This is a genomic window from Halobacteriovorax sp. HLS (genome assembly GCF_004006665.1).
Classification (GTDB): domain Bacteria; phylum Bdellovibrionota; class Bacteriovoracia; order Bacteriovoracales; family Bacteriovoracaceae; genus Halobacteriovorax.
The window spans coordinates 288,784-301,516 of record NZ_QOCL01000009.1 but is presented as its reverse complement, the minus strand read 5'-3'; the positions used below and the strand labels follow the sequence as shown (position 1 = coordinate 301,516).

Below are 12,733 nucleotides of genomic sequence, written 5' to 3'. Positions count from 1 at the left end.
CTTATTCGTACTCTAGCTTTGGTAATTCGATAATAAACTTAACGTTTGAACAACTTTGGTCAAGATAAAAATTTCCACCATGTTTACTAACAATTTCTTTGGAAATACTAAGACCTAAGCCTGTTCCTTTTCCAGACTCTTTTGTCGTGAAGAAAGGCTGCATAATTTTCTGAGCAATTTCATTTGGTATTGAGCTTCCAGAATCAGTCACAGAGAAAAGAAATCTATCCCCCAAATCCTTTAAACTTAAGTCAATCCATTTACTTCCATCATTTTCGCATATTGAATCATAGGAGTTATTAAAGAGATTTACCAATACTTGTGATAATTGCTCAGGATGACACTCTACTGGAAAGTCATCTCCATCAGGAAAATTAATTTTTAAATCGATATCAGCAAGCCTAATTCTTTCACGAGATATATCTATTGTGGATTCAATGATATCTTTCAAACTTTTTACTTCTAATTCATCAAGCTTAGTCTTTCTAGAAATCATTCGAAGACCAGAGATAATACTTGTAACTCTCTTGCAATTCTTTTGAATCATCTCGGAAATATTCATCAATTGATACTTATCTAACTGATCACGCTCAATAAGATTATTTATCTTTGTCGCAAAACCGTTAATTATAAAGAGTGGATTATTTATTTCGTGAACAATGCCTGCGGCCATCTCACCAAGAGTTGCCATTTTCTTTCCATGATCAGAAACATACTCTTCATTAATAGAATCTCTAAATTCCATATTTCTAATATGGGCCCCAAAAATTGAAGAAATGAGTGTCATGGCCTGCGCCAGAGAATCCCATTGCCTCTCAACATTGAAATCTAGTAAAACAAGATTTCCCCAGTGAAAGGAGTCATAGAAAATGGGAACGACTATAAAGCTCTTCATCCCCATATCTTTATAGTACTTTCCAATTTTTTTAGATTTAAAGGTAAAGTTTGATGAGTTTCCAAAGAGTGGTTCACCTCTAGAAATAACTATCGAATAGTAATCGTAGATTTCTTCATAAGTAAAACCGGCCAGCAAGTCGAAATTAATACGGCCAATTTCTTCATTTAGGTACCATTCACTATAAGGCTCTAATTGAATCTGGCTACCAGCTTCATCTAGAACATTTTTGACAAGCCAAATATTATCGACTTGCAATAACTCTCCAAGCGAAGCCAAGCTTCTTTCAAGAGCGATATTCGGGTCGGTCGTATTGAACAACGTCTTCGCAATGATATTTATTTTGCTTAGTAAATCCATCCTATCCCTGTCCTAAAATATAGAACAATATTGTAACTTGATAATTTATATTAACTTTAATAGAAATCACCTAAGTATAAGTAATTTATACATTTTCAATTATTATATGTCTAAAGGTGAATTACTAATTTTTCTTTAGTTTACTAAGAATATGCCTAAGAAATGAGTCGATATATGACAATCTTTACACCATTTTCTTTATCAATTTCACGAAAGTCATCACTTGAGAATAGAGTTTTCACATATTCCCACTCATTTGAATCTGCTAAGAAAAGCTTCTGTAAATATTCACTCGTTTCAAAAGGTGTATTGAGACAGGCCACAAAGTAACCTCCTACACTTAATACCTTCGAAGATTTTTCAATAATCTTGGAGTAATCATTCTTATAAAAGAAGCTCTTTGCTTGATTAGTCGGAGGATCACAAAAGATAATATCAAAGGGACCTTGTTTAGCAATTTGGTTCATAGATTTTTTTACATCCCAATTTCTAAACTCCGCTCTAGAATTGAAATTATTCTGTCTATGGTTCTCGCGACCAATATTTAGAAAAGATTTCTTTTGATCAATATTCAAAACCTTGCTTGCCCCACCTGCAAGAGCAAAAACTGAAACAGAACATGTATAACTAAATAAATTTAAAATAGACTTTTCTCTACTATTATCACGAAGCCACTTCTTTCCTTCTTTCATATCAAGAAACAAACCAGGATTTTGATTTTCTAGTAGATTGACATAGAACTTAAGCCCCATTTCTTCACATAGAAATGGAGAAGATATTTCAGTTCCATATTGCTCAACTTGTACAGGTTTAAGATATCGTCTTTGCAAAATAACAGAGAAATTTTGTCCAAAGATACTTCTAAGTTTCCCCAAGATTGAATCAAATGGTAAATCTTTAAAGAGTGTTATAAAGACAGCACTAGAGTAAAAGTCTATATTAAAAAAGTTTAACTCTTCATATGTCCCACCTCTTCCATGATAGAGACGCTGCGCCAGCTTACTTTGGGCTATTTTTTTGAAGTTCTGTTCAATTTCACTATAGAACAAATCTAAATCGGTGCTTTTCACAATGTTAAATCCTACAAGCGGTAAAAAATGTAACTTATTTCAATACTTTATCCTAAGTCTTGATAGATGTATTATAGAGTAATAAGTATTTTCTGACAAAGGCCTAGCAAGAAAGATGAAAGCACTATTTATTTGTGACAATAAGGAAGAGTGGACAAATCTCAGTAAACTTTTTACTGCAAACTTCCCAAAAGTAGAATTAATTTGCTCCATAAATGCAAGTGATGCCCTGGAGAAATTATCGTACGAGGGTCCCTTTGCAATTGTCATGATTGAAGCTTCAATAAAAGAGAACGATCCTACAAAAGTTGGTCACCAAATCATTGAAACAGTTGGTGAGAGACCTATTATTTTTATGGGTTCGGCCGTTCATATAAAAGATAGAGTTGATAATGATCTATACAATAATCATCCAATCAACGGTATTATTACAACTCCATACGAAGCAGTAAACTTTAAAGAAGTTATCACAGCATCTCTTGAGTGGGCGAAGAAAGAAGAATTTGAAGAATCCATTGAAGAGATCGATAGAGATGAACTACTTCCGATGCGGATTCGAAACTTCTATATGTTTAAAATCGTTCCCTATGATGTCTACTTAGAATTAACTAGTACAAAGTTTATAAAAATTATTAAACGAAATACTCCTTACACGCACGCTAAAATACAAACATATGCTCGTAAAAATATAAAAAGCCTCTATCTCGGTAAGAATGATTTTATAAAAATGCTTGAAGATGGAATCGAAAAAGTAACCACCAACTTAATGCAAAAAGGTCTTACTTCTCAAAAGTATATTGCAAATCAGATAAGAGGAACACTTATAGTACAGCAATATATAAGAGCGATTGGTGTTAGTGATGATATTCAAGCTCTTTGCTCACTAATCATTGATACAACTGATAAAGTCATTAGAAAGAGAGAGTCAGTATCATCTTTACTTGCAGAAATTCCTTTTAAAAATGGTGACTTTGCGGAACAAGCGATCCTTACTTCTTACTTGAGTGAAGCTATTTTACATAATCTAGGATGGAAATCTGATCTCTCTAGAAAAAAGCTTGGACTAGCTTCTCTACTTCAAGACTCTACTCTTGGAAATGAGGATTTAATAAAAATTACAAGTGCTAATGATCCTAATTTACAAATGTTTACCAAAGACGAACAGGATGAGTACCTAACTCACCCTATTAGAGCAGCTGAAATTGCCAGACAATTTCAAGGATACTCGGAGGTTGATTTCGTAATTGCTCAACATCATGAAAGACCTAATGGCTCAGGGTTTCCTTTTGGTGTAACAGTAAATAAGCTCTCAGCTCACTCATGTGCTTTCATTCTTGCGACAGCATTTGTTGCAAAGTATGCTCTATCTAATAAAACCAGCTCAGATCAAATAAAGATCCTAGAGGATTTGAAACTAGATTATAATGTAGGGAATTTTAAAGACCCGTTTTCAGCATTAGAGAAAGCTATTAAAATTTAAGCTCATTTAAAGTTTCAATAATCTTTTTATAAGTGTGTCTTGGGAATTTAATGTGAAGGGCCTTAATAATTTCAGGCTTCGTAAGCTTCTCTGCAGTTGTATCTTCTAAGGTTCTTAATAACTCTTCTGTAAAGCCTTCAGCTATGATCATAACTTTAGCTAGAGGTGATATATCATCTTTAAAGTTAACAGCAAAACCTTGTCCACTGGTCATACCATGGTGTTGTAAAATAATCTGGTCTGCACCAAGAGGAAGTCGAGGATAATTTGCAAGTGCATCCGCCGCTAACTTCGCATGATTTAAAATGACTTCCTTTTCACTATCTTCAAGCTTTGAATTAAACAAAGCTTCTTCTTCGTATTTTAGTTCTGGATACTTGCTATAAATCGGCGCTAAATAGAGATCATGAAAGAAGAAGACAAAGTTAATCTTATCGATATGACTTTCTCCTCCCCAGGAAATTGTTTTTACAATATGTGTAGCAACATATGTTGCAATTATTGAATGAGAGTATAAGTAGCTCGCGCGATTTGCAGTTAAGAGCTTTAAAATATTTTTAAGCTTAGGGTTATTCTCAACAACATCTTTAACTGAACTCATACAGCTTTTAGAAAGCTCAATAATTTCTTCATTTACCTCATTTTCAGTAAAGAGTTTATCTGCAACGATCTCTATCCCCTGTTCAATGACCTCTATTTTCTTTTCATCAGTAACACCAGGATCACCAAGTGCATTTAGTTCAGTTAAAATGCAAGCACTCGCTAGATTTATAATTTCAAGTCTCATAGTTGAATCAACATAGAGAAAATGGACACCTTCATCTAGATACTTTTTTATCCCTACTGAAGGAGAATCTCCTTTTGAAAAAATCTTAGGGTATTCAATATCTGTCATAGACTTCTTTAACTTTAAAAAGATATCACAAGGAACTTTTTGAACATTATAGAAAAGCTTTATTGGAACCGGATAGTAATCAGGAACGGCCTTATCAACCATATCCTTGGCCGATATTTCCAAAACTTTGGCAACGTTTCGAATAAGGTTTTTTATATCGTAGCAGCCTACCACTTGAGGAACGTCTTTTGGAACATCACTCTTTTTTCCTACTACGATCAGAGGACTATCGATATCATTTTCAACTAAATGTTGATAAATAATAGATCCACTATCTATATCACTTAACATACAAAGGGAGATAATGACGTCAAAATTTGGGTTAAGCTCGAGAAGCTTAATCGCCTCATCACAATTTCTTTTAACGGTCACATTGGTGCCCGTGTAAACTTCTAAGTTCACAGAATAAAGGTCGTTTAAGACTTCATTATCAGAAATGATTAAAGCTTGACTCATATTTCTCACACTCTCCTTGCTAAAGTATTTTACCCCAAAACCGGAAATAAGTTAAAAAAATTCAATGACTTGAGTGGTAAAGTTTTAATAATAAAGTTAATATTAAACCGACTATAAGAATCGGAAATCACTATGAAGTTTAATACACCCTTAATAAATGGAAGAATACTTAAGAGATATAAGAGATTTTTAGCAGATATTGAACTGCTCGAAGATACTCCACTTAACAAAAAAGGCGATATTATTGTGGCACATACTGCTAATACAGGGAGTATGAAAACTTGTTGGGATCTAAACTGGCCTGTTTTACTAAGTTATCATGATAATCCCAAAAGAAAGCTGAAGTATTCCTTAGAAATGACTCATAATGGAAAGAGCTGGATTGGTGTTAATACCTCTCTACCAAATAAACTGGCCATTGAAGCAATTGAAAACTCAGTCATCTCTGAGCTTCAAGATTTTGAGATTATCAAACCTGAAAAGAAGATTGGCGATAGCCGACTAGATATCTGGTTATATAGTGGAGATAAGAAGTCTCCATCTAAGCAATGCTATGTAGAAGTTAAGAATGTGACCCTATTAGGAGATGATGAATTGGCACTATTTCCAGATAGCGTAAGCGAGAGAGGCCAGAAACACCTCAAAGAGTTAACCAAGCTTAAGACTGATTCGATTAGAGCATGCATGCTCTATATTGTTCAAAGAGAAGATGTAAATAGATTTTCTCCGGCAGATAAAATTGACCCTACTTATGCGAAACTATTGAAAGAGGCCTTTGAAAATGACGTAGAAATTCTCGTATATCAATGTAGTTTAAATGAGTTAGAGATCAAAGTAGATAGAAAGATCCCACTTATTCTATAGATACTCTTTTTTACACACTGCGTTGAAACTTTCTTCCTCTAGGGTTATCTAAGAGGTAATTAATTTAGGAGAAAGTAAATGAAACCACTTATCACATTGTGTACAATTCTTTTGAGTGCACAAGTACACTCAGTAAATTTAAAGCAATTTCCAAATGAGCAACAAGTTTATAGACCAAATGTTGACGTGGGTTTTGATCAATATAGAACAAAGTCACTTAAAGGCTCTAATAAAGTTGCCCTCACTTATGATGATGGTCCTCACGAAACAAGAACTCCAAAATTGCTAGATCTTCTCAAAAGCGAAAATGTAAAAGCGACCTTCTTTGTATTAACACAAAATATAACTGACAAGACTTTGCCAATTATTGAAAGAATTTTGGATGAAGGACATATCTTAGCAAGTCACGATCATGATCATGAAAACAATAATCACGAAGAAGAAAGTGAGTTCAAAGAAGAACTATATAAATCTGTTCTTCTTTTAGAGCAATTAAAAGCAAAGTATGGTTCTTCTCAAATCTCTAGTTACTATAGATTTCCATACGGAGCGTATGGTTCTAATAAGTTCTACCATCACTTTAATACCATGAAAGAAGTTTCAAATGAATTATATGGTGAGAACTGTATCAATTTTGCCTTTTGGGATATTGATACATCAGACTGGGTTCCAACCATTACGGCACAACAAATCTCTGATAATATAATGGCCCATGTAAAAGGTGGAACGGCATATAAGCACAAGGTAAAGAGAACAATATTTGGGAACACTAAGTATAAAATGGTGAAGTATAAAATTAAATACCCATTTGGTGGTGGAGTAGCGTTAATGCATGATATTCATGAAAGAAGTATTGAAGCATCAGAGATTTTTATAAGAGATGCTAAGAAAAATGGAATCTCTATTGTTCCACTTAATGAAATTAAAGAGTTTTCTTACGCTAATAAATCTTGTATTTTAAAATAATTTTTCTAGGCCTCTCAATCTTCAAGAGAGGCCAATATAAACTTCCTAACCTTTGAGTCACTTGTATAATTTTTAATAAAAGACTTGTACTTTAAGCGATTCTCTTCATTTAAAAAAGTTGCTATATTCTTTGCTAAAACCTGCCTAACAATAACACTTCCAGTTTTTAAGTTTTCAATAAAGTTATTATCAATTCTTTCTTGCCACTCAGATGTCTTATATTTCGACAATTCAATCATTGCTAGCTCAACAAGAGGGGCAGAGTGATAGGAAATTGTTTGTTCCAAAATAGACTCTAAATTTTCTGAACTCGGCTTCTGCGTACTCAAAAGCATTAAAGCAGCTTCCTTTACGTGCCCATCAGATATTTTCAAATAGCCTCTCGCTAAAGAAGAAATTCGATCATCCTCTATTTCATTTTCTAAAACAAATTCATATAAATGATTCAGCTCTCTTTTAATTGCTTGTGCCAAATTTAGGTCATAGGCCCTAGAGTCTGTTTTTGAAAAACCACAACTTCGACTTTCAAAACAACTCCTAAGGTGATCTATTGTTCTAGACTTTTTACTTAGAAGGTCTTCAAATTTCGGATCGATAGAATGATTTGAAGCAATACTTCTACTTTTAAGTTTGGTAGCAAGCTTTAAGGCATCTTTATTATAATAGCTAAGTAATACTCCTGTGAGGATGAATGAGAGAACAATTAATTTCTTCATTTTACTACCCTCACATACTTAGATTCAATCCAACCTTTTTTCGAACTTTGCTCAATCAAATTCCAATTATCCTTACTATCAATAACGTAGAACTTTTTCCTAGATAAGCGAGGACCTTTTATACTTGAACTTTTAGAGCATTTCTTTGAAGGGCAAACTCTAAGCCTCTTCCACCATGTAGACTTTCTTAACTGAGCAAGGGTTCTAATAGGAGTTCTTACTTCTTTTATAACACTAAAGAACTCAGGGGCATTTAGCAATTCACCAGAATATCCAGCATTCACAAAAGCATCGCTTCCAACTTGATAAGCAATATTATTCATATCACCAGCAATCGAAATAGAACTTACCGTAAGAATTTCTCCAGCAGGTAGCTCTCTAATAATATCTCCATCAGAGTTATAAACAGCGACACCGCCTTCCTTTTCTACTTTAACTTTATCTCCACGCATGGCGATCAGACGATCAATAGATTTTTGTTGTGTTCGGTTACTCCAATCTGTAAAGTCCTGCTTATTACCAGCATAGATAAATCCTACAAAATCTTTGTACTTAACTTTATAGAACCTTTTCTGATCAAAGATATCACTTAGAACAAAGTCTAAGACTTGAACCACAGAATTTCTTGGAATTGTAACCTTCCACGCTCCCCCAGGAGTCAGTCGAAGATTAATATTCTTTCCAAGAGTAATTGACTCTCCAACATTAAAAAGACTTGAAACTTCACTATGACAAAGCTCGTGTTTATCAAGAACATTAAATTGATAGTCTGATTCAAAGTCAGTAGGCATCTTAGAAAACCTGCCTCTAAAACGACTAAAATCTTCTCCACCCTTTATTGCAAGACAACTTGTATCTCTTAATGATTCTACACATTCAAATGAACTATTTATAAAAGCACAGAACTGCTGAGTTGAGTTTTTATAAATTTTACCACTAACTGGACTAGGATCGTCACCAACATCTGTTCTACATCCTTCATTACCTTGAACTATACAGTCGATATCTATTCCTGAAGAAGAATCTGTATCTGAAACATAAGACTCCCACTCAACTCTTTGATACTTACTCCACCACCCTTTATCATTTCTGGCCCAGCGATCATTTGGATTTGTCCAACGACAAATTCTCTTAAGGCCTCCGTTATAAGCACTATAAGCTGATCTTGCTCTAGAGATATAATCGCTCTCAGTGGCACAATTTGTTGAAGGTGCAGTTTGCCAAGCGTGAAAGTACTCTTCTAAAGAGTAGACCATATTCATTACAATATTTGCGGCCCTACCATCTAACACCGCTGGAAAGTGCCAACGGTCATCAACTTGGAATAATCCGTGACCATGACCATAGTCACCACCACTTCTCATCAGCTGCGTATCACCATTTCCCGATCTTCTATAGTGAGTCCAAAAACTTTCTTGATGACCAATCGTAAATGAGGCGCGAAGAAAGGTTTCAACTTCTTCAGCTGACGCTTGAGGATTTCTTTTTTCGATATAATAATTAGCTACGTCTTTTATAAGTGAATACACCTTATTCATATAGCGATGTGTTTCGGTTTCTCTAGAAGCATCTTCATCGAAGATGAAGTTCTCAAATTCGTCTTCAACGTAGCCTAGGTCTATAAAACTATCTAAATCACAAACATCAGGGGCCCTACCGAATTCCCAGTCCCCACTAGTTCTATTTGGACAATTCCACCAATCAGGAGTGTCATCGGGTGCGGCAGAGGCCTTTGGCGTCAATAAAGAGGTAAGAAAAACTGTAAACAAAATAACTTTAAACATATTACGTTCCTAAGGGCTATATAAGTGTCTGATTATATTGAATAATACCTTAGATACTGAAATTAATACACCGCGTAAGTTTTTCCTAGAGTTTATCGACGCTATGCGATATAAAACACAAGAATTTGAATCATAGGAGTTGAAATGAAGCTTTTTAGTAAGACTATTTGTAGCAGTATGCTCATTGGTGTTTTAAGTTTGAATACTTATGCAAATCTAGAAGAGATACCAAGAGTCAAAGTACTAGATAAAATGATGACGACTATTAACCCAACAGCGGAGCTAGATGGTCCATTATTTAGAAATACTGAAGTTGCCAAATTACAATACGGTAGTGAATTTGCGAAAACACTAATTCAAGAAGCACATAAAAGAGCAAAGTTCCTACTCGAAGAAGGAAATACTCAAGCATATTACGGATTCTTAACTCTGGCGCTGACAGTTCCTCTTCATGAAGGACTTTATATGCATGTTAGAGAGGTTAATGACCAGCCAGGTCTCTGTAACCAACACGCAAATAGTGGAAATATCCTCTTTGCTTATACTCAAGAAAAACTTGACGCAAAATACACTGCAGAAGAGTTGGCCGAAGCAAAATTGAAAGGACCAACATTTAAGAATTTTACACAATACTTTAAAACTCCTGGTAATTCATTCTTTCCAGATTGTGACTCTTTAAAAGACGATCAAGTTATCCGTCAAATTATTAGAGGTGGAGATGGATCTGACTTAGGAGCAATGCAATTAAGTATTCGTTGGCACTATGATATTTTCTTAGCACAAGAGCAATATAAGTCACTTCGTAAAACGATGAGCTATGGACTAAACTTCTTAATGAGTGGATACAAAAAAGTTCTTTATAACTGGAGAAGTTCTAAGAAAGTAAGGCTATATGCCAATGGAAGAACTTCAAAGAAAAAGTGGAAAACTTGGATGAGTTGCTTAAGATCAAGAAATGATAGAACTCAAATTGATTATGAAAAATTAATTAGAGGAACTTGGGCAGGAAAATATAACTCAGGTAACTTAGGGCAAACTTGCCGTTTTGCAGACACTAACGGGCCATATGCTTCGCATGATACTGGATTTAAAAGAAACTTAGACAAGGTTTTAGATTTTCCAAATCAAGAGAAAATAGGAGTCTTTGATAGTATCTCTTTCAGTATGAATCCAGAAGTAAAGGCCGCATACGATGAGATCGTAACGAACTTTAAAGAACAAAAGAATAGTAGAATAAGTATAGAAAAGATTTTAGAATAATTACTAACTGGGAATAGAGAATTCACTCTATTCCCAAAGTTTAATATTATGAAAAAAAATGCACTTATTTTCTTTATTGGTATCTCTGCTGTTGCAGTAGTCTTCTACCTTCTCTTAAAAACTGATCAAGAGCTAAACTCTCCCAAAGCGACTAGATCGCAGACTCCACATATTGAAAAGAAGTTAAAGAAAGAAGCTCACTTAGGGGAGGAAATCCTAAATAGTGAAATTAAACATCTAGCAAAACAAATTGAAAAATCGATATCTAATAGTGAGTACTTTAACTCATTAAATGACTATAGAAAAAAACCAGAAGAAATAATAAAGTCTTTCTCAGCAACTGAGCTTAAGAACTATCTCATTAACTTAAGTTCTGAACTTAACAACTGTTTGAAGAAAGACTTTTGTGACACTAAGCCTGATGCTGATGGGTATTTTGATGAAAATCAAACTCCTGCGCATAAACTTCTAGGAAGATCACTTTTAATTTTAAATAAAAGCAATGATGACCTTCAAGAGGATATCCCCTTCTTAGATTTTCTTTCCTACAATAATGAAGATATTTTAGTTAATACAAGTGAGCTCTTTCTGAAAAGCTCCCCTACTCAAGATGAATTTGATGACTTTCTTAAGAAAACAAGAGGGCTTCAAGGAGGCTCAAAGAGCATTGTCTATAAAACATTACTAATGAATAAGAATGATCCTAATAGGTCGTATATTATTGAAGAGTTTACCAATCAAATCAAAGACTCTGAACCAAACACAATCATTAGTTTCTTTCAAAGTATTAAAGGATTAAACCTTTCAGAAGAGGAATTAGAAAAGTTAGCTTCTGCAAGCTGTCAGTTGAAAGAGAACCAAATAACTTGGAACTCTTTCTCTCATCATTTTAACAAGTACAGTGAAGAAATGGGATACTCTTTATCAGCATCCCAAATTTGTCTATAAGGTATTACTCTGTAACTTATGATCAAACTGCTCAAAACTCTTCACTGAAGATATTTCTAAGTCATTGATAAAGAAATCATAAGGAGCAGGTCCATTACACGCAACTGTAATCTTTGCACCCTTTGGAGCTTGAGCACTTAAGCTTTGGAAATACTCTCCTAACTGTGCACCCTTTGTTTGATCCCACTGACATGATCCCCAAACAATAAGGTTCTCAGAACCTGTAGCCGCCATTGTCTCAGCGATCACATCTGCCTCAACACTTGCTCCAAGATAAATAACTTGCTTATTATGCGCCCCTAATAATAGAGAAGCTATTAAAGTTTGAAACTCATAAGTATCTCCTTTTGGAGCTGCTACCAGGTAACTCGCTTTAGTTAAGTCTACATTATTTTGAAACACTTTCTTTCTTAGATAGTATTTAATTATAGTAACGACTGTTTGCTTCTCCTCTAGAGAAATTTCACCAGCATTTAGCTTATCTCTAAGAAGAAATAGACTCGGAATAAGCATTTTAAATACAACTTTTCTAAGATCGTAATTCTCTAAAACCTTATTAAGCTCATGAGAGATGATATCAAACTTCTTAAAATTCAATGCTAACTTAACAGCATTGTAACTTAGTTCTAATTCTTGTTCATCGTTTGGCTTAGACTCAAATGAAAGATCAACTTCAAGCCCCTTTGACTCGGCCATCGAAATTAATTCTTCAGTTGTATTACTTGCAATATGCCTTATTGCCGTTCCTTCTTTAACAAGTTGATTTAATAGATATAATTTTTCTACGTGTTCTTTTGAATATAGTCTTCTACCAACAGAATCCCTCTCAGGTGAGACAGCACTATATCTTCTTTCCCATGCTCTTAAATTGTGAACATTAATTCCGCTTAAAGATGAGGCCAATTGAATATTGTACATAAACTTTCCTTGGTTAATTTACTAAGATAAAGTACGGCAAAAAAAAACCTATTTCAACAGGCATCGACATAATTGATATCCTGATAGAGAAAACCTATTACACACCTATGTAACCTATTAA

General features: G+C 34.3%; 11 protein-coding genes. 5 read left to right on the top strand and 6 right to left on the bottom strand.

Annotated features, from left to right (window positions below; all coding sequences use genetic code 11):
* Position 1 precedes the first annotated feature (1 nt).
* Both DPQ89_RS10970 and DPQ89_RS10965 read right to left on the bottom strand, forming a co-directional pair.
* Entirely contained in the window at positions 2 to 1,255 is a 1,254-nt protein-coding gene (locus tag DPQ89_RS10970) for an ATP-binding protein (protein ID WP_127716986.1), read from the bottom strand.
* 155 nt (positions 1,256 to 1,410) lie between these two features.
* Entirely contained in the window at positions 1,411 to 2,325 is a 915-nt protein-coding gene (locus tag DPQ89_RS10965) for a class I SAM-dependent methyltransferase (protein WP_164848360.1), read from the bottom strand.
* 115 nt (positions 2,326 to 2,440) lie between these two features.
* Between DPQ89_RS10965 and DPQ89_RS10960 the strand changes: the two genes are divergently transcribed.
* Positions 2,441 to 3,805 carry an HD-GYP domain-containing protein gene (locus DPQ89_RS10960; protein WP_127716984.1) on the top strand — a complete coding sequence of 455 codons (1,365 nt, stop codon included), beginning with the start codon at positions 2,441 to 2,443 and terminating at the stop codon, positions 3,803 to 3,805.
* Here DPQ89_RS10960 and DPQ89_RS10955 read toward each other — a convergent pair.
* Positions 3,795 to 5,156, bottom strand: coding sequence for an HD domain-containing phosphohydrolase (locus DPQ89_RS10955; RefSeq protein ID WP_127716983.1), 1,362 nt, complete (start codon positions 5,154 to 5,156; stop codon positions 3,795 to 3,797). The two genes, DPQ89_RS10960 and DPQ89_RS10955, sit on opposite strands and share 11 nt — an antisense overlap.
* A 132-nt stretch (positions 5,157 to 5,288) precedes the next feature.
* Here DPQ89_RS10955 and sfsA point away from each other — a divergent pair, with 132 nt between their 5' ends.
* Both sfsA and DPQ89_RS10945 read left to right on the top strand, forming a co-directional pair.
* A complete protein-coding gene (sfsA, locus tag DPQ89_RS10950) occupies positions 5,289 to 6,020 on the top strand; it encodes a DNA/RNA nuclease SfsA (protein WP_127716982.1) in 732 nt (243 codons plus the stop codon).
* Positions 6,021 to 6,098: 78 nt separating this feature from the next.
* A complete protein-coding gene (locus DPQ89_RS10945; protein WP_127716981.1) occupies positions 6,099 to 6,986 on the top strand; it encodes a polysaccharide deacetylase family protein in 888 nt (295 codons plus the stop codon).
* Positions 6,987 to 7,000: 14 nt separating this feature from the next.
* On the opposite strand, the gene DPQ89_RS10940 is transcribed toward DPQ89_RS10945, so the two are convergent.
* Together DPQ89_RS10940 and DPQ89_RS10935 are read right to left on the bottom strand one after the other, a co-directional pair.
* A complete protein-coding gene (locus DPQ89_RS10940) occupies positions 7,001 to 7,702 on the bottom strand; it encodes a hypothetical protein (protein WP_127716980.1) in 702 nt (233 codons plus the stop codon).
* Complete coding sequence (locus tag DPQ89_RS10935; protein ID WP_127716979.1) at positions 7,699 to 9,486, bottom strand: hypothetical protein; 1,788 nt, start codon at positions 9,484 to 9,486, stop codon at positions 7,699 to 7,701. The genes DPQ89_RS10940 and DPQ89_RS10935 overlap by 4 nt, the downstream gene beginning before the upstream one ends.
* A gap of 144 nt (positions 9,487 to 9,630) precedes the next feature.
* Between DPQ89_RS10935 and DPQ89_RS10930 the strand changes: the two genes are divergently transcribed.
* Positions 9,631 to 10,746 carry a hypothetical protein gene (locus tag DPQ89_RS10930; protein ID WP_127716978.1) on the top strand — a complete coding sequence of 372 codons (1,116 nt, stop codon included), beginning with the start codon at positions 9,631 to 9,633 and terminating at the stop codon, positions 10,744 to 10,746.
* Between the two features lie 48 nt (positions 10,747 to 10,794).
* The gene (locus tag DPQ89_RS10925; protein ID WP_127716977.1) at positions 10,795 to 11,694 is read left to right on the top strand and encodes a hypothetical protein; all 900 of its coding nucleotides are present in this window, start codon (positions 10,795 to 10,797) and stop codon (positions 11,692 to 11,694) included.
* Here DPQ89_RS10925 and DPQ89_RS10920 read toward each other — a convergent pair.
* Complete coding sequence (locus tag DPQ89_RS10920; RefSeq protein ID WP_127716976.1) at positions 11,689 to 12,612, bottom strand: MerR family transcriptional regulator; 924 nt, start codon at positions 12,610 to 12,612, stop codon at positions 11,689 to 11,691. The genes DPQ89_RS10925 and DPQ89_RS10920 overlap by 6 nt on opposite strands.
* Between the last annotated feature and the right edge of the window lie 121 nt (positions 12,613 to 12,733).

Excerpts from the sequence above, each read along its gene's own strand:
- DPQ89_RS10955 (WP_127716983.1), bottom strand. The coding sequence starts at position 5,156 with ATGAGTCAAGCTTTAATCATTTCTGATAATGAAGTCTTAAACGACCTT.
- sfsA (WP_127716982.1), top strand. The coding sequence starts at position 5,289 with ATGAAGTTTAATACACCCTTAATAAATGGAAGAATACTTAAGAGATAT.
- DPQ89_RS10920 (WP_127716976.1), bottom strand. The coding sequence starts at position 12,612 with ATGTACAATATTCAATTGGCCTCATCTTTAAGCGGAATTAATGTTCAC.
- DPQ89_RS10930 (WP_127716978.1), top strand. The coding sequence starts at position 9,631 with ATGAAGCTTTTTAGTAAGACTATTTGTAGCAGTATGCTCATTGGTGTT.
- DPQ89_RS10940 (WP_127716980.1), bottom strand. The coding sequence starts at position 7,702 with ATGAAGAAATTAATTGTTCTCTCATTCATCCTCACAGGAGTATTACTT.
- DPQ89_RS10935 (WP_127716979.1), bottom strand. The coding sequence starts at position 9,486 with ATGTTTAAAGTTATTTTGTTTACAGTTTTTCTTACCTCTTTATTGACG.
- DPQ89_RS10945 (WP_127716981.1), top strand. The coding sequence starts at position 6,099 with ATGAAACCACTTATCACATTGTGTACAATTCTTTTGAGTGCACAAGTA.
- DPQ89_RS10960 (WP_127716984.1), top strand. The coding sequence starts at position 2,441 with ATGAAAGCACTATTTATTTGTGACAATAAGGAAGAGTGGACAAATCTC.
- DPQ89_RS10970 (WP_127716986.1), bottom strand. The coding sequence starts at position 1,255 with ATGGATTTACTAAGCAAAATAAATATCATTGCGAAGACGTTGTTCAAT.
- DPQ89_RS10925 (WP_127716977.1), top strand. The coding sequence starts at position 10,795 with ATGAAAAAAAATGCACTTATTTTCTTTATTGGTATCTCTGCTGTTGCA.